This window comes from Enterobacter sp. Sphag1F, from assembly GCF_014193275.1.
Taxonomy (GTDB): Bacteria; Pseudomonadota; Gammaproteobacteria; order Enterobacterales; family Enterobacteriaceae; genus Pantoea; species Pantoea symbiotica.
Map to the genome: position 1 here is coordinate 1 of NZ_JACHZD010000012.1, position 21,964 is coordinate 21,964.

15 protein-coding genes and 1 riboswitch are annotated in these 21,964 nt (G+C 54.2%); of the genes, 6 read left to right on the forward strand and 9 right to left on the reverse strand.

Annotated elements, in window-relative coordinates:
- Positions 1 to 504 precede the first annotated feature (504 nt).
- Positions 505 to 2,094, forward strand: coding sequence for a bifunctional phosphoribosylaminoimidazolecarboxamide formyltransferase/IMP cyclohydrolase (gene purH / locus FHW71_RS23675; protein WP_061720555.1), 1,590 nt, complete (start codon positions 505 to 507; stop codon positions 2,092 to 2,094).
- A gap of 18 nt (positions 2,095 to 2,112) precedes the next feature.
- Positions 2,113 to 3,393: a phosphoribosylamine--glycine ligase gene (gene purD, locus FHW71_RS23680; RefSeq protein ID WP_061720554.1), complete on the forward strand. Its 1,281-nt coding sequence runs from the start codon at positions 2,113 to 2,115 to the stop codon at positions 3,391 to 3,393.
- A 44-nt stretch (positions 3,394 to 3,437) separates the two neighbouring features.
- Here the strand turns inward: purD and FHW71_RS23685 are convergent, their stop codons facing one another.
- The 6 genes from FHW71_RS23685 to nudC all read right to left on the reverse strand — a co-directional run bounded on the left by FHW71_RS23685 (position 3,438) and on the right by nudC (position 7,837).
- Entirely contained in the window at positions 3,438 to 4,103 is a 666-nt protein-coding gene (locus FHW71_RS23685) for a DUF1481 domain-containing protein (RefSeq protein WP_179453233.1), read from the reverse strand.
- A 68-nt stretch (positions 4,104 to 4,171) separates the two neighbouring features.
- Complete coding sequence (hupA, locus tag FHW71_RS23690; RefSeq protein WP_007886275.1) at positions 4,172 to 4,444, reverse strand: nucleoid-associated protein HU-alpha; 273 nt, start codon at positions 4,442 to 4,444, stop codon at positions 4,172 to 4,174.
- A 188-nt stretch (positions 4,445 to 4,632) separates the two neighbouring features.
- Complete coding sequence (locus FHW71_RS23695; protein WP_061720552.1) at positions 4,633 to 5,223, reverse strand: YjaG family protein; 591 nt, start codon at positions 5,221 to 5,223, stop codon at positions 4,633 to 4,635.
- A gap of 62 nt (positions 5,224 to 5,285) precedes the next feature.
- Positions 5,286 to 5,954, reverse strand: a complete 669-nt coding sequence (nfi, locus tag FHW71_RS23700) for a deoxyribonuclease V (protein ID WP_008108420.1) — start codon at positions 5,952 to 5,954, stop codon at positions 5,286 to 5,288.
- 2 nt (positions 5,955 to 5,956) lie between these two features.
- Positions 5,957 to 7,024 carry a uroporphyrinogen decarboxylase gene (gene hemE / locus FHW71_RS23705; RefSeq protein WP_008108418.1) on the reverse strand — a complete coding sequence of 356 codons (1,068 nt, stop codon included), beginning with the start codon at positions 7,022 to 7,024 and terminating at the stop codon, positions 5,957 to 5,959.
- Between the two features lie 39 nt (positions 7,025 to 7,063).
- A complete protein-coding gene (gene nudC, locus FHW71_RS23710) occupies positions 7,064 to 7,837 on the reverse strand; it encodes an NAD(+) diphosphatase (protein ID WP_179453234.1) in 774 nt (257 codons plus the stop codon).
- Between the two features lie 88 nt (positions 7,838 to 7,925).
- Between nudC and rsd the strand changes: the two genes are divergently transcribed.
- From rsd to thiE, 3 genes are all read left to right on the forward strand, one after another.
- Complete coding sequence (gene rsd, locus FHW71_RS23715) at positions 7,926 to 8,432, forward strand: sigma D regulator (RefSeq protein WP_179453235.1); 507 nt, start codon at positions 7,926 to 7,928, stop codon at positions 8,430 to 8,432.
- Between the two features lie 235 nt (positions 8,433 to 8,667).
- Positions 8,668 to 8,768: riboswitch (TPP riboswitch) on the forward strand.
- Between the two features lie 90 nt (positions 8,769 to 8,858).
- Positions 8,859 to 10,781, forward strand: a complete 1,923-nt coding sequence (gene thiC / locus FHW71_RS23720) for a phosphomethylpyrimidine synthase ThiC (protein ID WP_179453236.1) — start codon at positions 8,859 to 8,861, stop codon at positions 10,779 to 10,781.
- Entirely contained in the window at positions 10,778 to 11,425 is a 648-nt protein-coding gene (gene thiE / locus FHW71_RS23725; protein ID WP_179453237.1) for a thiamine phosphate synthase, read from the forward strand. The genes thiC and thiE overlap by 4 nt, the downstream gene beginning before the upstream one ends.
- Positions 11,426 to 11,578: 153 nt before the next feature.
- On the opposite strand, the gene FHW71_RS23730 is transcribed toward thiE, so the two are convergent.
- Positions 11,579 to 13,033: a PLP-dependent aminotransferase family protein gene (locus FHW71_RS23730; RefSeq protein ID WP_179453238.1), complete on the reverse strand. Its 1,455-nt coding sequence runs from the start codon at positions 13,031 to 13,033 to the stop codon at positions 11,579 to 11,581.
- 175 nt (positions 13,034 to 13,208) lie between these two features.
- On the opposite strand from FHW71_RS23730, the gene FHW71_RS23735 reads away from it, so the two are divergent.
- Positions 13,209 to 13,397, forward strand: coding sequence for a DUF1127 domain-containing protein (locus FHW71_RS23735; protein WP_008108404.1), 189 nt, complete (start codon positions 13,209 to 13,211; stop codon positions 13,395 to 13,397).
- A gap of 66 nt (positions 13,398 to 13,463) precedes the next feature.
- Here FHW71_RS23735 and rpoC read toward each other — a convergent pair whose 3' ends face one another.
- Positions 13,464 to 17,687 (reverse strand): DNA-directed RNA polymerase subunit beta', encoded by a 4,224-nt coding sequence (gene rpoC / locus FHW71_RS23740; protein WP_008108402.1) that lies wholly within the window; start codon positions 17,685 to 17,687, stop codon positions 13,464 to 13,466.
- Positions 17,688 to 17,765: 78 nt separating this feature from the next.
- Positions 17,766 to 21,794, reverse strand: a complete 4,029-nt coding sequence (gene rpoB, locus FHW71_RS23745; protein ID WP_008108400.1) for a DNA-directed RNA polymerase subunit beta — start codon at positions 21,792 to 21,794, stop codon at positions 17,766 to 17,768.
- Positions 21,795 to 21,964: the final 170 nt, after the last annotated feature.

A 21,964-nucleotide genomic window follows, 5' to 3' on the forward strand; every position in this document is an offset into this window, starting at 1 on the left:
GAGTGCCCACACAGATTGTCTGATAAATTGTTAAAGAGCGTTGCGAACAGCGGCTGAACCGTCTGTCGCGAGGTGGCGTATATTACGCTTTCCTCCTTCGGAGTCAAACACTTTTTTCAGCGTTTTCATCCGGCGGAAGTTCTTATCGAATCTTCCTCACCAACACCACATTTCGTAAACCGTTGTGCCGTGTTGATGGATGCGCATTATAGGGAGTTGTTCTCAGCGCGCAACCGCTAAATTCAATAAAAACAACCGTTCGCTGCATTCCACAGCAAAACCCCGCCTTATACGCAGTTACACACAGTGTTATCCACACTCTGCCGCACAAATGAATTTAGGCGAGCATCACGCAAACGTTTTCGCTACAATGCCCGGCGACGTCAAGGATGCCCCTTTTGGGGCGTTACATGAGGCAAGCGTTTCCTTCTATATAGAAGAGAGACACTAAGCTTGATGTAACGCTCTTTTTTACGCGAAACAAAGCCAAGGGATAAAACCACCATGCAACAACGTCGTCCTGTACGCCGCGCTCTACTCAGTGTCTCTGACAAAGCCGGTATCCTCGAATTTGCTCAGGCACTCTCCAGTCGTGGTGTTGAGCTGCTCTCCACAGGCGGTACCGCACGTCTGCTGGCAGATGCGGGCCTGCCCGTCACCGAAGTTTCTGACTACACCGGTTTCCCGGAAATGATGGATGGACGCGTCAAAACGCTGCACCCGAAAGTGCATGGCGGCATTTTGGGTCGTCGTGGTCAGGATGATGCGATCATGGCTGAACACGCCATCAACCCAATCGACATGGTGGTCGTCAACCTGTATCCCTTCGCACAAACCGTTGCCAAACCTGATTGCTCATTAGCTGACGCGGTTGAGAACATCGATATCGGTGGCCCAACGATGGTTCGCTCAGCGGCGAAGAACCACAAAGACGTGGCGATCGTAGTCAAGAGCAGCGATTACGAGGCGATTATTGCCGAGCTGGATGCCAACGAAAACTCGCTCACGCTGGAAACGCGTTTTGATCTGGCCATCAAAGCCTTCGAACACACTGCCGCTTATGACAGTATGATCGCCAACTACTTCGGTAGCCTGGTGCCGGCTTATCACAGCGACAGCAAAGAACCGGCCGGCCGCTTCCCGCGCACGCTTAACCTCAACTTCATTAAGAAGCAGGATATGCGTTACGGCGAGAACAGCCATCAGGATGCTGCCTTCTATATAGAAGAGAATGTTGCTGAAGCTTCTGTTGCCACCGCGCAGCAAGTTCAGGGCAAAGCGCTCTCTTACAACAACATCGCAGATACCGATGCCGCACTCGAGTGCGTGAAAGAGTTCGACGAAGCCGCTTGCGTGATCGTTAAACACGCTAACCCATGCGGCGTGGCGGTTGGCGGTTCGATTCTTGACGCTTACGAGCGCGCCTACAAAACTGACCCGACTTCTGCTTTCGGCGGCATCATCGCTTTCAACCGCGAGCTGGACGAAGCCACCGCACAGGCGATCATCAGCCGTCAGTTTGTTGAAGTGATCATCGCGCCATCCGCCAGCGAAGCAGCACTAAAAGTGACCGCCGCTAAGCAGAACGTACGCGTTCTGGTGTGTGGTCAGTGGCAAGGTCGCGTTGCGGCGCTGGATTTCAAACGCGTCAACGGCGGCGTGCTGGTTCAGGATCGTGATCTGGGCATGGTCGATGCCAGCCAGCTGCGCGTTGTCAGCAAGCGTCAGCCAACTGAACAGGAACTGCGTGATGCGCTGTTCTGCTGGAAAGTGGCGAAGTTCGTTAAATCTAATGCCATCGTCTACGCACGTGACAATATGACCATCGGCATTGGCGCTGGCCAGATGAGCCGCGTTTACTCGGCCAAAATTGCCGGCATCAAAGCGGGTGATGAAGGTCTGGAAGTGAAAGGCTCTGCGATGGCGTCTGATGCTTTCTTCCCGTTCCGCGACGGTATCGACGCCGCAGCGGCTGTCGGCATCAGCTGCGTGATTCAGCCAGGCGGTTCAATCCGTGATGATGAAGTGATTGCCGCCGCTGATGAGCACGGCATCGCGATGATCTTTACCGACATGCGTCATTTCCGCCATTAATTGTTGGGAGCAGTACAGATGAAAATTTTAGTGATTGGTAATGGCGGACGTGAGCACGCGTTGGCATGGAAAGCGGCACAATCGCCACTGGCCGAAACAGTGTTTGTCGCGCCGGGCAATGCGGGCACCGCGCTCGAGCCGGCTTTGCAAAACGTGGCAATCAGCGCCACCGACGTTCCCGCGCTGCTGGCTTTTGCTCAGCAGGAAAAAATCGATCTGACTATCGTTGGCCCGGAAGCGCCGCTGGTGATTGGCGTGGTTGATGCGTTCCGTGCTGCAGGTCTGAAGATCTTTGGCCCAACGCAAGCCGCCGCCCAGCTGGAAGGCTCAAAGGCGTTCACCAAAGATTTCCTGGCACGTCAGCAGATCCCAACCGCCGAATACCAGAACTTCACCGAAGTGGAGCCTGCGCTGGCGTATCTGCGCGAGAAAGGCGCACCGATCGTCATCAAAGCTGACGGTCTGGCCGCCGGTAAAGGCGTGATCGTGGCGATGGAACTGGCTGAAGCAGAAGCTGCAGTACAAGACATGCTGGCTGGCAATGCGTTCGGCGATGCCGGTCACCGCATCGTGATTGAAGAGTTCCTTGATGGCGAAGAAGCCAGCTTTATCGTGATGGTCGACGGCAATAATGTGCTGCCGATGGCCACCAGCCAGGATCACAAGCGCGTCGGCGATGGCGATACCGGTCCAAACACCGGCGGCATGGGCGCGTATTCTCCGGCGCCAGTGGTGACCGATGAGATCCACCAGCGCGTAATGGATCAGATCATCTGGCCAACCGTTAACGGTATGAAAGCTGAGGGCAACATCTATACCGGTTTTCTGTATGCCGGTTTGATGATCGATAAAGCCGGTCAGCCTAAAGTGATCGAATTTAACTGCCGCTTCGGCGATCCGGAAACGCAGCCGATCATGCTGCGTCTGCAATCGGATCTGGTTGAGCTATGTCTGGCGGCGACCGATGGCAAACTGGATCAGCAAACCTCGCAGTGGGATCCGCGTCCCTCTCTCGGCGTGGTGTTAGCGGCGGGTGGTTATCCGGGCGATTACAACACGGGCGATCAGATTCACGGTCTGCCACTGGAAGAAGTGCCGGACGGCAAAGTATTCCACGCTGGTACCACCATGAAGGACGATCTGGTGGTGACCAACGGCGGTCGCGTACTGTGCGTGACCGCGCTGGGCGACGATGTAGCCGCAGCGCAGAAGAACGCTTATGCGTTGGCGCAGCATATTTCGTGGGATGGCAGCTTCTGCCGCCGCGATATCGGTTACCGCGCAATTAACCGCAAATAAGTACGCAAAGGGGCACAGCATGTGCCCCTTCTCTTATCCGCCTGCTAGAAATCACTCTCTTTTGGCTGCCAGCTGCATTCGTCATCCGGCGTAGCACGTAGCAGTTGCACACCTTCCGGCGCTTCCAGCCATGACACCATTAATGGCGCAGACTGGCTCTGCTGCTGCCGACCTAGCGTAAACAGCGTGTCGCGATCAAAGGCCGCACTCACCAGCTTGTCATCGCACTCACGCACCTGATTGCCGCCCAGCCAATGGCCCTGACGCAGCAATACGCGGCCTGCAAGCAACGCATTGCTCTGATCCAACATGCGCTGCGCATCAAAGCGATATAGCTCAACGCTATCAGCGCTAACCGCTTCACGTCGTCCCGCCAGCTGGCGCTGCATGAAATTGAGATTGCCCTGATGATCGAAGCGTAAGGTGACATCATCCGGCTGTGCACTGGCAACACGTCGTTCGACGCTAATCAGCTTCTGCTGCTGCCAGTTGTAATCAGTGGTTTCCATCGCATCGCCATTAAACGGTGTGAAGACCGTACGCAGGTGAACCACTTGATGGTCGCTATTCTTGCGCCAGATGCGCACGGTGCCGCGGTCGGCCAGATAGCCGCTCGCCGTAAAGGCAGGAAGATCAGGAGTGGAGCTACAGCCCGTAAGTAGCGCACCAAATAACAGGGCGCACACGCGCTGAGGAATTGAATTCAGCATGGCAGGTCCCGGCAACAAAAAGGGGCGCTAACGCCCCCTCTTTTAAAGCTAAACCGCAATGCGGAAACTTACTTAACAGCGTCTTTCAGAGCTTTGCCTGAAACGAACGCTGGCACGTTAGCCGCTGCAATTTTGATCTCTTTGCCAGTCTGCGGGTTGCGACCGGTACGCTCAGCGCGGTGGTTCACTTTAAAAGTACCAAAACCAACCAGTTGTACAGCATCACCTTCTTTCAGAGACTCAGTGATCGCAGCCAGGGTAGATTCCAGCGCAGTCTTAGCCTGGGTTTTAGACAGGTCAGCTTTCTCTGCGATCACATCAATCAGTTGAGTCTTGTTCATAAGTTATCCTTAAAGTGTATTTATCGCTTGCTAAGCAACGAGTGCGAGGGAAAAGCCCTTCTCAGGCCTTGTTCAGCCGGTACGCACCGATAGCCACAATTTTCAGCCCCCCAAATGTAGACCAGACAGGGGGCCGATGTGAAGCCTCCAGGCGCGGTAATTCGGGCCTGAAGTCACGTTTTCTTGCCTTATTGCTGAAAAAGTATACCGATGTTACTGATTCCCGCTTCTCGCAGGTCTGCACGCAGGCCTTTAATCAATTCCAGGTCGCGCTCTTCGCACTCTGACAGCAAGCGGAAAATCTCCCACTGCAGGTCCCATTCATCGATTACCGCCTGATTTCCGCGCAGCTCTTCGTCGGTCATTTCGCGACCGGCCTGCGTCATTTCCAGAATCGCCACGGTGGTGATCGATGTACGGCTGACTTCAACAGCGTGCTCCAGCGTTTCACCGCTGAGCTGTGCATGCAGCAGTTCACTTAATGCCACGCAGGCATCAATCGCCGGATGTACACCGTAAACCTCGAAATCGTCACCATCAGGAATCGCCGCTTCAAATTTCTCCAGCTGACCGTCGAAATTGATTTTGGCATCTTTGACCGTCAGGCTTTCCCAGATCAGATCGAGGATACGGCGATAGAGTTGCGGATCGGCGAATTCGGTCTGCTGACAGAAAGCCCAATAGTTGGGGAACATACGCTCGCACAGGCAGGCCATGAAAGTCATATGCTGCCAGCTTTCAAGCTTCGCCAGACGCAAATGGACGGGATTCTGTAACATCAAACTTACTCTCAATAGGTTAGCTGGCGGCAGTGTACCGCAAAAGCCGGGCACAAACAGCGTTAAGGCGTATTTTGCCAGCGCAGAAAGGCCGGGCGTCCAGAGGCGACAGCATCCGCCCAACGCGTCGGTTCCGGCAAACGATAGCCTGCGGTACAGGCTTCCACCCAATGCAAGGCGCTATCCATGCTGACCCGATGGCCGGTGGAGATAAACAGCGGATTACAGCGCGCTTTACTGCGCCATACCCAGCCAATCTGTTCACCTTTGTCGAGCAGCGGCTGACGGCTGCCTGGCTCTGCGTCCAGCTCAGCAAAACGTCCGCATAGACGCTTCTTCGCCACGCCAATGGTAGGCACATCCACCAGCGAACCGAAGTGCGCCGCCACGCCAAGCCGACGCGGATGGGAAATACCGTGACCATCGACAAACAGCAGATCGGGCATGTGTGAGAGCTGCTGCCAGGCTTCCAGCAGTGCCGGCATTTCGCGGAAGGATAAGAAGCCCGGAATATACGGCATGGTGGTAGCCACGCGTGCAATGCGATGCTCCACCAGCGTTAAGGATGGATATTCGAGGATGACCAGAGCAGCGCGTGTGATCTCACCGCCCTGTTCAAAACCTACGTCGGCACCACCAATAAAACGCGGCGGCAGCACGTCGAAATCATCCTGCCGCACCACATCAGCAGCGCGTTGCAACTGTTCCTGGCGTAGTGCGGCTAAATCCACCATCAGCCCTGATGATAAGGACGTGACAGACGATGCACCGCTTCTACAAACGCACCGGCATGCTCAGGCGGCACATCTGGATGGATGCCGTGGCCCAGGTTAAACACGTGGCCTTCGCCCGCGCCAAAACCTTCGAGAATCCCAGCCACTTCCTGCTCAATGCGCGCAGGCGGTGCATACAGCATGGAAGGATCCATGTTGCCCTGCAGCGCCACTTTGTCACCCACGCGACGACGCGCATCGGCGATATCGGTGGTCCAGTCGAGCCCCAGCGCATCACAGCCAGTCGCGGCTATCGCTTCCAGCCATTGGCCGCCACCTTTGGTGAACAGCGTAATAGGTACACGACGACCTTCATTCTCGTGCAGCACGCTATCGACTATTTTGTGCATGTAGTAGAGCGAGAATTCGCGATAGTCGCGTCCGGTCAGCACGCCGCCCCATGTGTCGAACACCATGATCGACTGCGCGCCAGCTTTGATCTGCGCATTGAGATAAAGAATTACGCTGTCGGCCAGCTTATCCAGCAGCTTGTGCAGGGTTTGCGGCTCGGCGTACATCATCTTTTTGATTTTCGTGAAAGCTTTGCTGCTGCCGCCTTCAACCATGTAGGTTGCCAGCGTCCACGGGCTACCGGAGAAACCGATCAGCGGCACTTCGCCTTTCAGGTTGTGACGAATGGTACGCACCGCGTTCATCACATAACCGAGTTCTTGCTCTGGATCCGGCACCGGCAGCTTATCGACATCCGCACGGCAGGTGATCGGATTGGAGAAACGTGGGCCTTCGCCGGTCTCAAAGTAGAGCCCAAGTCCCATCGCATCCGGAATGGTGAGGATATCGCTGAAGAGGATTGCCGCATCCAGCGCATAGCGACGCAGCGGTTGCAGCGTGACTTCACATGCCAGCTCAGCATTCTTACACAGCGACATAAAATCACCGGCTTCAGCGCGCGTGGCTTTGTACTCCGGCAAATAGCGCCCAGCTTGTCGCATCATCCATACCGGCGTGACATCAACCGGCTGACGTAACAGGGCGCGCAGATAACGATCGTTCTTCAGTTCACTCATAATGGGCTCTCTCATGCTAAGGCCGGCAGTGTAGCATTTTCACGCCGCGCTGGCGCGACACAGGGCAACGGTATCTTCAATCAGGCGACGCGCCACCGTGCCGGGCGGCGGCAACAGCGGCAGATCGTCATAGCGATACCAACCGGCATCCAGCAGCTCTTTACCGTCGTGTTGCAGATCGCCGCCATCATATTCCGCCATATACGCCATCATCAGAGAGTGCGGGAACGGCCACGGCTGCGAGGTAACGTAGCGCACGTTTTTCACCCGCACGTTACTCTCCTCCATCACTTCCCGCGCCACCGCTTGTTCTAAGGTTTCGCCCACTTCGACGAAGCCGGCCAGCACGGTGTAGATGTTGTTACGGTGGCGCGCATGATTGGCGAGCAGAATCTCATCGCCACGGCGAATGGCCACGATGATGCACGGCGCAATTTGCGGGTAATAGCGCTCGCGGCAGTGATTGCACAAGCAGGCAAATTCGCGTTTGCTGATATGCATCTCATGGCCGCAATAGCCGCACCAGCGATGCGAGCGGTAAAACTCCGCCAGCTGCACGCCACGTCCGGCGATTTGGAACAGGCCGACATCCTCATCAATCAGTTGGCGCACGGAGCCCATGCTGTCCGGGCGCGGCTCGCGTACCAGCCAGACATTCTCGCCCTGCCACTCGCCAATCAAAATGCCGTTGCTGCCGTTCAGGCCAAAATCGGTGGCTAAGCCATGCGGCAATTCACCCTGCGGCATCCAAAGTTTTTGCTCATGGCTGACAACCCACCAACCAGCGTCTAAGCTTGAGATCTCACGTTGCATCTTAATCGTTGTCCTTAGCGTCAAATCGCACGCTGAAATCCTAATATTAAGTGTGTAATAAACAACTATAACCTACCTGGAGCCCCATATGCTTAACCAGTTAGAGAACCTGACAGAGCGTGTAGGTGGCAGAAATGAATTGGTGGATTCATGGCTGCGCGCCCGTCGACAGCTGCTCGTCACTTACTACGAGCTTATTGGCATGAAGCCACAAAAAGATGCGTTAACCGCGCTGGATGAACAGGCGCTGGATGCATTTTGTCACAACCTGGTGGATTACCTGTCTACCGGCCATTTCAGCGTGTATGAACACATCATTAGTGAGATGCAGGGTGATAGCCCATTAATCGTGGCAGCGCAGATTTATCCGGCACTCGAGGCGAATACCGATCGCATCATGCAGCTTTACGACACCCATCTGCAGCAAGCGATTAACGATGATAATTGTGTGGATTTTCAAACCGCGCTCTCCGAAGTCGGTGAAGTGCTGGAATCGCGCTTTACGCTGGAAGATAAGTTGGTGCAGCTCGCCTGGGACAACCAGCTGGCGCGCCCGCCGGTTGCCAACGACAGCGTCATCGCCCGCCCGGCATAACATCCCGAAGATGTAAAAAACTTGTTATTCAAGAAAAGCCCTCTTATGCTGAATGGGCTTTTTTTATTTCTTCTTTCAGAAGTATGAAGAGTAAGGTTTTGCGGTTTAAGCGTAGCGTGCGCAGCCAGTTTGCACTCGGACAGCGCGCAGGGACCGGAGCGTACACGTAGTACGTGACGGTCACGAGCACTGCCCAAGTGCAAAATGGCAAGCAAAGTAGCTTAAACCACAAAACACAACCTTGTCGGAGTGCCCTCCGGGGCTGAGACCGTTAATTCGGGATCCGCGGAACCTGATCAGGTTAGTACCTGCGAAGGGAACAAGAGTAGACATCATCAGCACGTTGCAAGCTGGCGCCCAGCATCGTCGCTGTTACTCCTTCCGAACTCTGGACAAGCAACTTCCAACCTTTACCGGAAACTTGCTATGTCTGCTAAAACGTCTCGTCGAGAACAACGCGCTCAGGCGCAAGAATTTATCGATTCCCTGCAGGGAACTGCTTTCCCCAACTCCAAACGTATCTGGATCACTGGCAGCCGCGAGGATATTCGTGTGCCAATGCGTGAGATACAGCTCAGCCCGACACATATCGGCGGCAGCAAAGAACATCCGCAATATGAGCCGAATGAAGCGGTGCCGGTTTATGACACCGCCGGTGCTTATGGCGATCCTCAAGCCACTGTTGATGTGCATCAGGGACTCGCAAGGCTGCGCGCCAACTGGATCGAAGATCGTGGCGACAGTGAAACTATCCACCAGCTAAGTTCCAGCTACACGCAGCAACGTCTGGCGGATGAAGGCTTGGATCACCTGCGTTTTGAACATCTGCCACAACCGCGCCGCGCCAAGGATGGCAGCCGGGTTACCCAGCTGCACTATGCACGTCAGGGCATCATCACGCCCGAGATGGAGTTTATTGCGCTGCGCGAAAACATGGGCCGCGAGCGTATTCGCGGTGAAGTGCTGCTACAGCAGCATCCGGGTCACAGCTTTGGCGCTAATCTGCCGGAAAATATCACCGCTGAGTTTGTCCGCCAGGAAGTCGCCAGCGGCCGCGCCATCATCCCTTCTAACATCAACCATCCCGAATCCGAACCGATGATCATTGGCCGCAACTTCCTGGTGAAGGTAAATGCCAATATTGGTAACTCGGCGGTGAGTTCATCAATTGAAGAAGAAGTGGAGAAGCTGGTGTGGTCGACGCGCTGGGGCGCAGACACCGTGATGGATCTCTCAACCGGCCGCTACATTCATGAAACGCGTGAGTGGATTTTGCGAAACAGTCCGGTGCCAATTGGTACAGTGCCGATTTATCAGGCGCTGGAGAAAGTGAACGGTATTGCAGAAGATCTCAACTGGGAGATTTTCCGTGACACGCTGCTGGAGCAGGCAGAACAAGGTGTCGATTACTTCACCATTCACGCTGGCGTACTGCTGCGCTACGTGCCAATGACAGCCAAACGCCTGACCGGCATTGTGTCGCGCGGCGGCTCGATCATGGCGAAATGGTGCCTGTCACATCACACCGAAAGCTTTCTTTATCTGCACTTCCGCGAGATTTGTGAAATTTGTGCCGCCTACGATGTGGCGCTGTCGCTCGGCGACGGCCTGCGTCCCGGCTCGATTCAGGATGCCAACGATGAGGCGCAATTTGCCGAACTGCATACGCTGGGCGAACTGACTAAAATCGCCTGGGAATATGATGTGCAGGTGATGATTGAAGGTCCGGGACACGTGCCGATGCAGATGATTCGTCGCAATATGACCGAACAGCTTGAGCATTGTCACGAAGCCCCGTTTTACACGCTTGGCCCGCTCACCACCGATATCGCGCCCGGCTATGACCATTTCACTTCTGGCATCGGCGCGGCCATGATTGGCTGGTTCGGCTGCGCCATGCTCTGTTACGTGACGCCGAAAGAGCACCTCGGTTTGCCGAATAAAGAGGATGTGAAACAAGGGCTGATCACCTACAAGATCGCCGCGCATGCAGCGGATCTGGCGAAAGGTCATCCGGGCGCGCAGATCCGCGACAATGCGATGTCGAAAGCTCGTTTTGAATTTCGCTGGGAAGATCAGTTCAATCTGGCGCTTGATCCGCACACCGCACGCGCCTATCACGATGAAACCCTGCCGCAGGAATCAGGCAAAGTCGCGCACTTCTGTTCGATGTGCGGCCCAAAATTCTGCTCAATGAAAATTACTCAGGAAGTGCGCGAGTTTGCCGCCCGCCAACAGGCTGAAGCTCAGCCGATAGAGATTGGTATGGCGCAAATGTCGGATGCCTTCCGCAATCGTGGCGGCGAGCTTTATCACGCTGCCGATACCCTTAAAGAGGAAAATGTATGACCGACGCCTTTCCTGCCACGGCCCCAAAACTGGGGCTGTATCCGGTTGTTGATAGCCTGGAATGGATCGCGCGCTTGCTGGAAGCCGGTGTGCGCACCATTCAGCTGCGCATCAAAGATTGTGAAGATCATGAGGTGGAAGATGCCGTGCGTGGGGCGATTGCGCTTGGCAAACAGTATCGTGCACGCCTGTTTATCAATGATTACTGGCGCTTAGCCATTAAATATCACGCTTATGGCGTGCACCTCGGCCAGGAAGATCTGGATATCGCCGATCTGGCGGCCATTCGTGAGGCGGGATTGCGCCTGGGTTTATCGACGCATGACGATGCCGAGCTGGATCGGGCTCTGGCGCTGCGCCCCTCTTACATCGCGCTTGGCCACATCTATCCTACGCAAACCAAAGACATGCCTTCTGCGCCGCAGGGCGTGGTGGAATTGAAACGCCATCTGACGCGTTTACAGGATATGCCAACCGTGGCGATTGGCGGTATTTCACTGGCGCGCGTGCCTGAAGTGCTGGCTACCGGCGTGGGCAGTATTGCGGTGGTGAGCGCGATTACCCATGCCGCAGACTGGCGCGCAGCAACGCAACAGCTGCTGTCACTGGTGGAAAATGGAATCGAACCTGCAGAAGCAATGTAATGCGTGGTAAGTGAGGATGAAACGCTGGAATCTGCCGCGCAGCAGCGTGATGTGATGGCTAGCGTCCTTTCCTGATAAGACTAAAGTGTGCCTGCCCGCTGTCGCTTGCAGCGGGCCAGGGCTGGTCTTAACCTCTCCCAGCCCTGCCTTTCTTCACATAGTCAGGGAGGAGGTATGCACGGTTTCTATACTGCAAGCCAGCATGGCACGCTCTACTGCTGCGCCGAGTTGGGCTATCGCCTGCTCCGTATGCTCATTCATTGGCAAACCATAATTCAGGCGCAAGCAGTTGCGATACTTGCCCGAGGCCGAAAACAGCGAACCCACCGCAACCTGCATGTTCAGCTCCCGCAATTCGGTATTGAGCCTGACTGCATCAAATGCTTCTGGCAATTCAATCCACATCAGGAAGCTGCCCTGCGGACGCGAGACACAAATCCCGCACGGGAAGTAGTGGCGCACCCAACAGCTGAAAGTTTCGTAGTTGCGTTGATACACCTGACGCATGCGCCGCAAGTGCGGCAGATAATGACCAAGGCGAATAAACTCGGCGACCGCATGCTGCGGCTGTGTGGCCGTCGATCCGGTGCTGATGTATTTCATATGCAGCACGCGATCGCGATAGCGTCCCGGCGCCACCCAACCAACACGCAATCCCGGCGCCAGCGTCTTGGAGAACGAACTGCACAGCAACACGCGGCCATCGTGGTCCAGCGACTTGATGGTAACCGGTCGCGGATACTCCCACGCCAGTTCGCCATACACATCGTCTTCAATAATCGCGGCATCAAAACGCTGCGCCAGCGTTACCAACGCACGTTTGCGAGATTCGGGCATGATAAAGCCCAGCGGATTATTGCAGTTTGGTACTACCACCACCGCTTTGATCGGCCACTGCTCGAACGCCAGTTCCAGCGCTTCCAGGCTGATACCGGTGACCGAATCGGTAGGAATCTCAATGGCGCGAATGCCGAAGCCGCGCAACGTTTGCATGGTGCCGTGGAAAGTGGGCGATTCCACGGCAATGATGTCACCGGACTGGCATATGGCACGAATCGAAATCGACAATGCTTCATGGCAGCCGGTTGTAATCACGATATCTTCTGCCGTAAGCTGACAACCGCTGTCGATCGTCAGGCGCGCAACCTGTTCGCGCAATGCCGCAACGCCCAGCAAACTGTCATAGTTGAGCTGGTCAATATCCTGCCTCTGCGCCATCCGGCTCTGAATTTTCCACAGCGGTTTCAATGTGGGCTGAGTAAGATCGGGAATACCGCTGCCAAGTTGCAACACATCGCTGTTAGTCCGGCTGCTGAGCAACTCCAGCACCGATTCCCATTGGGTGATTTCCACCGGGCGCTGTGCCGGTCGGGTTATCGCCGGCATCGGCGGCGTCGCTTTGCGCGTTGCAACGAAATATCCGGATCGTGGCTGCGGTACGATCAGCTGTTTCTCTTCCAGCAGATGATATGCCTGCTGAACGGTGCTGATACTCACGCCATGTTCCAGACTCAGCGTGCGCACCGATGGCAAACGCTCGCCGCTGCGGTACAGCCCTTGCTCAATACGATCCGAAAGCAAACATGCCAAATGTTGGTAACGCGTCATCGTATGCCTCACTCAGCCGTCGATCATGACAAACCAGTACAGATAGCCCTCATTATTACCATTCAGATCCATCACAGCGCAATCTGTATGTTAAAGATAAGTGATTTTTGCGTCTGTATCATAATGTGCAGGGATTGGACAATGCATCTCAGGCAACCTACTGAGGGCAAGGATTATGGAATTCGATCAAAACCGCGCGGCTAAACCTTTTGATGTCACTTTACTGGATATCTTCCGTGGCGCAGTACGTATGGTTAAACACTGGAAAGCACGGCGTGAAACACATCGCATCCTGTCAAAACTGAGTGACAATCAGCTGCGTGATATCGGACTGACACGCGAAGATGTCTGCCGCAAGTTCTGACAAAATGAAGACGAAAAAAAACCCTGCCGAGGCAGGGTTTTTTATTGGTCAGCTTTAGCAGACGAATTACTCGTCGTCGCTTCCGCCCAGACCGGCGTTCAGCAATTCAGCCAGGCTAGCAGAGGCTTCATCCGCAGTAACCTGCGGTGCAACCGGTGCTTCACCCGCAGAGCGGCGACGCATACGATCCTGGTGATAAGCATAACCGGTACCGGCTGGGATCAGACGACCCACGATTACGTTCTCTTTCAGGCCGCGCAGTTCATCGCGCTTACCTGCAACTGCTGCTTCAGTCAGGACACGCGTGGTCTCCTGGAACGATGCTGCAGAGATGAACGATTCGGTTGCCAGTGACGCTTTGGTGATACCCAGCAGATCGCGCATGAATGTTGCGCCGATTTTGCCATTCGCTTCAAGTTCACGGTTAGAGATCTTGATGCGAGAGTATTCAGCCTGCTCACCTTCCAGGAAGTCGGTGCTTCCCACGCTCGAGATGGTTGCTTTACGCAGCATCTGACGAACGATGACTTCGATGTGTTTATCGTTAATCTTAACGCCTTGCAGACGGTAAACTTCCTGCACTTCGTTAGTGATGTAACGGGTCACAGCATGGACGCCACGCAGACGCAGGATGTCGTGCGGAGACTCTGGGCCGTCAGATACGACGTCACCACGTTCTACGCGCTCACCTTCGAATACGTTAAGTTGACGCCATTTTGGAATCATCTCTTCGTACGGATCGCTACCATCAACCGGCGTGATTACCAGACGACGCTTACCTTTGGTCTCTTTACCGAAGGAGATGATACCGCTGATCTCCGCCAGGATTGCTGGCTCTTTCGGACGACGCGCTTCGAACAAGTCAGCAACGCGCGGCAGACCACCGGTAATATCCTTGGTACCGCCAGATTCCTGCGGAACACGCGACAGCGTGTCACCGGCACTGATCTTAACGCCATCTTCCAGCTGAACAATCGCTTTGCCCGGCAGGAAGTACTGTGCTGGCATGTCGGTACCTGGAATCAGAACATCATTTCCGTTGGCATCAACAATTTTCAGCGCAGGACGCAGATCTTTACCGCCCGCAGTACGTTCTGCAGAATCCAGAACCACCAGCGATGACAAACCGGTTAAGTCGTCAGTCTGACGCGTAATGGTCTGACCGTCGATCATGTCAGTGAAGCGAATGAAACCGCCCACTTCGGTGATTACCGGCATGGTATGCGGATCCCAGTTTGCTACGGTCTCGCCCGCTGCAACCTGCTCGCCATCACCTTTAGCCATAACCGCACCGTAAGGCACTTTATAGCTCTCTTTGGTACGACCGAACTCGTCGATCATCTTCAGCTCAACGTTACGTGAAACGATAACCAGTTTCCCTGAGGAGTTGGTTACAGACTTAGCGTTGGTCAGCTTGATAGTACCTTTGTTCTTCACCTGGATGCTGGATTCAGCAGCCGCACGAGATGCCGCACCACCGATGTGGAACGTACGCATCGTCAGCTGAGTACCCGGCTCACCGATGGACTGTGCTGCGATAACACCGATGGCCTCACCTTTGTTGATGATGTGACCACGTGCCAGATCGCGACCGTAGCAGTGTGCGCACACACCGAAGTCGGTTTCACAGCCAACAACCGAGCGCACTTTGATCGCATCGACTGAATTCAGTTCGATCACATCACACCAGTGCTCATCGATCAGGGTGTTACGCGGGATCAGGATGTCTGCAGTGCCCGGCTTCAGAACGTCTTCAGCCGTTACACGACCCAGTACACGCTCACGCAGCGGCTCTTTAACGTCGCCACCTTCGATGACCGGAGTCATCATGATGCCTTCGAACGTGCCGCAGTCATCTTCGGTAACAACCAGATCCTGCGCTACGTCTACCAGACGACGCGTCAGATAACCGGAGTTAGCAGTTTTCAGTGCGGTATCCGCAAGACCTTTACGCGCACCGTGCGTGGAGATGAAGTACTGGAGTACGTTCAGACCTTCACGGAAGTTCGCGGTGATCGGCGTTTCGATGATTGAGCCATCTGGCTTAGCCATCAGACCACGCATACCGGCCAGCTGACGAATCTGTGCAGCAGAACCACGCGCACCGGAGTCGGCCATCATGTAGATGCTGTTGAACGATACCTGCTGCTCTTCTTCGCCATGACGGTTGATCACGGTTTCAGTTTGCAGGTTATCCATCATCGCTTTGGAAACGCGTTCGTTAGCAGCGGCCCAAATATCGATAACTTTGTTGTAACGTTCGCCAGCAGTTACCAGACCAGACTGGAACTGTTCCTGAATCTCAGCAACTTCCGCTTCCGCTTCCGCTACGATTTCCGCTTTCTTGGCTGGGATGACCATGTCGTCGATACCTACAGAGGCACCTGAACGGGCTGCGTAAGCAAAACCGGTGTACATGGTTTGGTCAGCAAAGATAACGGTCGGCTTCAGGCCCAGGATGCGGTAACAGGTGTTCAGCATCTTGGAAATTGCTTTCTTACCCAGCGCCTGGTTGACGATGGAGTAAGGCAGACCTTTCGGAACGATCATCCACAGAATCGCACGACCAATGGTGGTGTCGATAATGCTGGTTTTCGCAACGAACTCTTCCTGCTCGTTCTTTGTATATTCGGTGATACGCACTTTAACGCGTGCATGCAGCTCGGCCAGGCCAGCGCGGTAAACACGCTCAGCTTCTTTCGGGCCAGTCAGCACCATGCCTTCGCCTTTGGCGTTCACTTTGTCGCGGGTCATGTAGTACAGACCCAAAACAACGTCCTGTGAAGGAACGATGATTGGCTCGCCGTTCGCTGGTGACAGAATGTTGTTGGTCGACATCATCAGCGCACGCGCTTCCAGCTGGGCTTCCAGCGTCAGCGGTACGTGAACAGCCATCTGGTCACCATCGAAGTCGGCGTTATATGCCGCACAAACCAGCGGGTGCAGCTGGATCGCTTTACCTTCGATCAGAACCGGTTCAAACGCCTGGATACCCAAACGGTGCAGAGTTGGTGCACGGTTCAGCAGTACCGGGTGTTCGCGGATCACTTCGTCCAGGATATCCCAAACGACAGCTTCTTCGCGCTCAACCATTTTCTTAGCGGCTTTGATGGTGGTGGCCAGGCCACGCAGTTCCAGCTTGCCGTAAATGAACGGTTTGAACAGCTCAAGAGCCATTTTCTTCGGCAGACCGCACTGATGCAGACGCAGGTATGGACCAACGGTGATAACTGAACGGCCAGAGTAGTCAACACGTTTACCCAACAGGTTCTGACGGAAACGACCCTGTTTACCTTTGATCATGTCTGCCAGAGATTTCAGCGGACGCTTGTTCGAGCCAGTGATGGCGCGACCGCGACGGCCGTTATCCAGCAGTGCATCAACCGCTTCCTGCAGCATACGTTTTTCGTTACGTACGATGATATCTGGCGCAGCCAGATCCAGCAGGCGTTTCAGACGGTTGTTACGGTTGATCACGCGACGATACAGATCGTTCAGATCCGACGTAGCGAAACGACCACCATCCAGCGGTACCAGCGGACGCAGATCTGGCGGCAGAACCGGCAGAACAGTCAGGATCATCCACTCTGGCTTGTTACCAGACTGAACGAACGCTTCCAGCAGCTTGATACGCTTGGTCAGCTTTTTACGTTTGGTCTCGGAGTTGGTTTCGTTCAGCTCTTCACGCAGCTGCTCGCACTCTTGCTCCAGATCCATATTTTTCAGCAGCGCCTGGATAGCTTCCGCACCCATCTTCGCGTCGAATTCGTCACCGAACTCTTCCAGCGCGTCAAGGTACTGCTCTTCCGTCAGAATCTGACGTTTTTCCAGGTTGGTCATGCCGCCTTCGATAACTACATAAGATTCGAAGTACAGCACGCGCTCGATATCACGCAGTGGCATATCCAGCAGCAAGCCGATACGCGAAGGCAGTGATTTCAGGAACCAAATGTGCGCAGTTGGAGAAGCCAGCTCAATGTGGCCCATGCGCTCACGACGTACTTTGGTCTGTGTAACTTCAACGCCACACTTCTCACAGATCACGCCGCGATGTTTTAAACGCTTGTACTTACCGCACAGGCATTCGTAATCTTTTACCGGTCCGAAAATACGGGCACAGAAAAGACCGTCACGCTCAGGCTTGAAGGTACGGTAGTTAATGGTTTCCGGCTTTTTAACTTCACCAAAAGACCATGAACGGATCATGTCTGGCGAGGCCAGAGCAATTTTGATCGCATCAAACTCTTCGGTCTTAGTTTGCGCTTTCAGAAACTTAAGTAAGTCTTTCACGGATTAGCTCCCGTCGGAGTGGAACTCTCAGGGACGCGCACCCGAAGTGCACGTCCCGTAACCAGTACTTGCGAGTACTTACTCGTCTTCCAGCTCGATGTTGATACCCAGCGAGCGAATCTCTTTCAACAGTACGTTGAAGGATTCCGGCATGCCCGGTTCCATCTGATGGTTACCGTCGACGATGTTTTTATACATCTTCGTACGGCCGTTAACGTCATCAGATTTAACGGTAAGCATTTCCTGCAGGGTATACGCGGCACCGTATGCTTCCAGTGCCCACACTTCCATCTCACCGAAGCGCTGTCCACCGAACTGCGCTTTACCACCCAGCGGCTGCTGAGTAACCAAGCTGTAAGAACCGGTAGAACGTGCGTGCATCTTGTCGTCGACCAGGTGGTTCAGTTTCAGCATATACATGTAACCTACGGTTACCTGACGCTCAAACTGCTCACCGGTACGGCCGTCGAACAGGGTGATCTGACCGGAAGAAGGCAAGCCACCGAGCTGCAGCAGCTCTTTGATTTCGCTCTCTTTCGCACCGTCAAACACCGGAGTCGCGATTGGCATACCCTTCTTCAGGTTTTCTGCCAGACGCAGCACTTCGTCGTCTGTAAAGGTGTTCAGGTCAACTTTCTGACGCACATCAGTGCCCAGATCGTAAGCACGCTGGATGAACTCACGCAGTTTGGAGACTTCTTCCTGCTTCTTCAGCATCGCATTGATTTTTTCACCAATGCCTTTCGCCGCCATACCGAGGTGAGTTTCCAGGATCTGACCGATGTTCATACGCGATGGTACGCCCAGCGGGTTCAGTACGATGTCGACCGGCGTACCGTTCTCATCGTAAGGCATGTCTTCGATAGGGTTGATCTTAGAGATAACACCCTTGTTACCGTGACGACCTGCCATCTTGTCACCAGGCTGGATCTGACGTTTAACGGCCAGATACACCTTAACGATTTTCAGCACGCCTGGTGCCAGATCATCGCCTTGGGTGATCTTGCGACGCTTAGCTTCAAGTTTCTTCTCAAACTCGTGCTTCAGCTCGTCGTACTGCTCAGCCAGCTGCTCCAGAGAATTCTGCTTCTCTTCGTCAGTCAGGCCCAGCTCCAACCAGCGCTCACGTGGCAGTTTGTCCAGCTTCTCAGCTTCAACACCACCCGAGATCAGTACAGCCTGGATACGGCCGAACAGGCCCGCTTCGAAGATCTGCAGTTCTTCAGACAGGTCTTTCTTAACCTGCTTCAGCTGCATCTCTTCGATTTCCAGCGCGCGCTTGTCTTTTTCCACGCCATCGCGGGTGAAGACCTGCACATCGATAACCGTACCGGATACGCCGTTTGGAACGCGCAGTGACGAATCTTTCACGTCAGAGGCTTTTTCACCGAAGATCGCACGCAGCAGTTTCTCTTCTGGCGTCAGCTGGGTTTCACCTTTCGGCGTTACCTTACCAACCAGAATGTCGCCACCGGTCACTTCCGCACCGATATACACGATGCCGGATTCATCCAGTTTAGAAAGCGCAGCTTCACCCACGTTCGGGATATCAGCGGTGATCTCTTCTGGCCCCAGCTTGGTGTCGCGAGACACACATGCCAGTTCCTGGATGTGAATAGTGGTGAAACGGTCTTCCTGAACCACACGCTCGGATACGAGGATGGAGTCTTCGAAGTTGTAACCGTTCCATGGCATGAACGCCACGCGCATGTTCTGACCGAGCGCCAGTTCACCGAGATCGGTAGACGGGCCATCTGCCAGCACGTCGCCACGCTCAATCGGCTCACCCAGATTTACACACGGCATCTGGTTGATGCAGGTGTTCTGGTTAGAACGGGTGTACTTGGTCAGGTTGTAGATGTCGATACCCGCTTCGCCCGGATACATCTCTTCTTCGTTAACTTTGATAACGATACGAGAAGCATCAACGTACTGAACGGTACCACCACGTTTCGCGACGGCAGTTACACCGGAGTCAACCGCTACTGCACGTTCCATACCGGTACCAACCAGCGGCTTATCAGCGCGCAGAGTTGGAACCGCCTGACGTTGCATGTTCGCACCCATCAAGGCGCGGTTAGCATCATCGTGCTCCAGGAACGGAATCAGTGACGCACCGACAGAAACCACCTGTTGGGTGGAAACGTCCATGTAGTCAACCTGATCGCGGCTGAACAGGCTTGACTCACCCTTGCTACGGCAGGTGACGAGATCGTCAACAAAGCTGCCATCTTCTGCGAGGTTGGTGTTCGCCTGAGCGATAACGTAGTTACCCTCTTCAATTGCAGAGAGGTAATGAATTTCATCACTCACTTTACCGTCAACAACGCGACGATACGGGGTTTCAAGGAAACCGTATTCGTTAGTCTGCGCGTACACAGAGAGTGAGTTGATCAGACCGATGTTCGGGCCTTCCGGGGTTTCGATAGGACATACACGACCGTAGTGGGTTGGGTGTACGTCACGAACTTCGAAGCCGGCGCGCTCACGGGTCAGACCGCCTGGGCCCAGAGCAGAGATACGACGTTTGTGCGTAATCTCAGACAACGGGTTGTTCTGATCCATAAACTGGGACAACTGGCTTGAGCCGAAGAACTCTTTCACCGCCGCCGAAATCGGCTTAGCGTTGATCATGTCCTGAGGCATCAGCGTATCGAGGTCGCCCAGAGACAGACGCTCTTTAACTGCACGCTCAACACGAACCAGACCAACACGGAACTGGTTTTCTGCCATTTCGCCAACAGAACGAATACGACGGTTACCGAGGTGATCGATATCATCCACTTCACCGATACCGTTACGGATACCGATAAGCTTTTTCATCACTTCGATGATGTCGTCTTTGCTCAGGATACCTGAACCTTCGATCTCATCACGCAGCAGAGAACGGTTGAACTTCATGCGACCAACCGCAGAAAGATCATAACGATCTTCAGAGAAGAACAGGTTCTCAAACAGGTTTTCAGCGGCTTCACGCGTTGGTGGCTCACCAGGACGCATCATGCGGTAGATCTCAACCAGCGCGCTTAAGCGATCGTTGGTTGGGTCAACACGCAGAGTCTCGGAGATATACGCACCGTGATCCAGGTCGTTGGTAAACAGCGTTTCAATGCGCTTGTGGCCTGACTGGCTCAGTTTCGCCAGCAGATCCAGTGACAATTCCATGTTCGCTGGAACGATCAGCTCGCCGGTGTTCAGATCGACGTAGTCTTTAGCGACCACTTTGCCAGCAATGTATTCAACTGGCACTTCGATGTGCTGAATGTTGTCTTTTTCCAGCTGACGGATGTGGCGCGCAGTGATGCGACGACCTTTCTCAACGTAGACCGTGCCGTTTGCTTCGATATCGAAGGAGGCGGTTTCACCACGCAGGCGCTCAGGCACCAGTTCCATCTGCAGTTTGTTATCGCGGATTTCATAAACGACTTTGTCAAAGAACAGATCGAGGATTTGTTCTGAGGTGAAGTTTAACGCGCGCAGAATGATACTGGCCGGCAGCTTACGACGACGGTCAATACGGACGAAGAGGTTGTCTTTCGGGTCAAACTCGAAGTCGAGCCATGAACCGCGGTAAGGGATGATACGTGCGTTATACAGCACTTTACCGGAAGAGTGCGTTTTACCCTTATCACTGTCGAAGAACACGCCAGGACTACGGTGCAGCTGAGAAACGATAACACGCTCAGTACCATTGATAACAAAGGTACCGTTGTCCGTCATGAGTGGAATCTCACCCATGTAGACTTCTTGTTCTTTAATGTCTTTTACGGTGCCTTCCGGCGCTTCGCGCTCGTAGATCACCAGACGCAGTTTCACGCGCAGCGGTGCCGAATAGGTCACGCCACGGATCTGACATTCAGTTACGTCAAAGACAGGCTCACCCAAACGGTAGCTAACATACTGCAACTCAGAGTTGCCGCTGTAGCTTGAGATTGGGAATACGGAGCGGAAGGCTGCTTCCAGACCGTACTGGCCTTCTGGATCTTGCTCGATAAACTTCTGGAACGAGTCAAGCTGGATAGAAAGGAGATAAGGTATGTCCAAAACTTGTGGACGTTTACCAAAATCCTTACGAATACGTTTTTTCTCGGTATAGGAGTAAACCATGGGGTTCCTCAGCTAGCTGACATGTCGAACCACGCTGTCCGTCCTGAAAAGGACAGTTCATGCAACACTATTTTTTGTTTTTCATGCGATGCGTAGCACCCCATGCAATACATCTTTCTATCACTCTTAAATCATTTCATCGCCGTTGCTCAGGCAGGGAACCTTCGCAG

What these genes read in the sequence shown, in the direction of transcription:
- purH (WP_061720555.1), top strand. Translation starts at nt 505, where the DNA reads ATGCAACAACGTCGTCCTGTACGCCGCGCTCTACTCAGTGTCTCTGAC.
- purD (WP_061720554.1), top strand. Translation starts at nt 2,113, where the DNA reads ATGAAAATTTTAGTGATTGGTAATGGCGGACGTGAGCACGCGTTGGCA.
- FHW71_RS23685 (WP_179453233.1), bottom strand. Translation starts at nt 4,103, where the DNA reads ATGCTGAATTCAATTCCTCAGCGCGTGTGCGCCCTGTTATTTGGTGCG.
- hupA (WP_007886275.1), bottom strand. Translation starts at nt 4,444, where the DNA reads ATGAACAAGACTCAACTGATTGATGTGATCGCAGAGAAAGCTGACCTG.
- FHW71_RS23695 (WP_061720552.1), bottom strand. Translation starts at nt 5,223, where the DNA reads ATGTTACAGAATCCCGTCCATTTGCGTCTGGCGAAGCTTGAAAGCTGG.
- hemE (WP_008108418.1), bottom strand. Translation starts at nt 7,024, where the DNA reads ATGAGTGAACTGAAGAACGATCGTTATCTGCGCGCCCTGTTACGTCAG.
- nudC (WP_179453234.1), bottom strand. Translation starts at nt 7,837, where the DNA reads ATGCAACGTGAGATCTCAAGCTTAGACGCTGGTTGGTGGGTTGTCAGC.
- rsd (WP_179453235.1), top strand. Translation starts at nt 7,926, where the DNA reads ATGCTTAACCAGTTAGAGAACCTGACAGAGCGTGTAGGTGGCAGAAAT.
- thiC (WP_179453236.1), top strand. Translation starts at nt 8,859, where the DNA reads ATGTCTGCTAAAACGTCTCGTCGAGAACAACGCGCTCAGGCGCAAGAA.
- thiE (WP_179453237.1), top strand. Translation starts at nt 10,778, where the DNA reads ATGACCGACGCCTTTCCTGCCACGGCCCCAAAACTGGGGCTGTATCCG.
- FHW71_RS23730 (WP_179453238.1), bottom strand. Translation starts at nt 13,033, where the DNA reads ATGACGCGTTACCAACATTTGGCATGTTTGCTTTCGGATCGTATTGAG.
- FHW71_RS23735 (WP_008108404.1), top strand. Translation starts at nt 13,209, where the DNA reads ATGGAATTCGATCAAAACCGCGCGGCTAAACCTTTTGATGTCACTTTA.
- rpoB (WP_008108400.1), bottom strand. Translation starts at nt 21,794, where the DNA reads ATGGTTTACTCCTATACCGAGAAAAAACGTATTCGTAAGGATTTTGGT.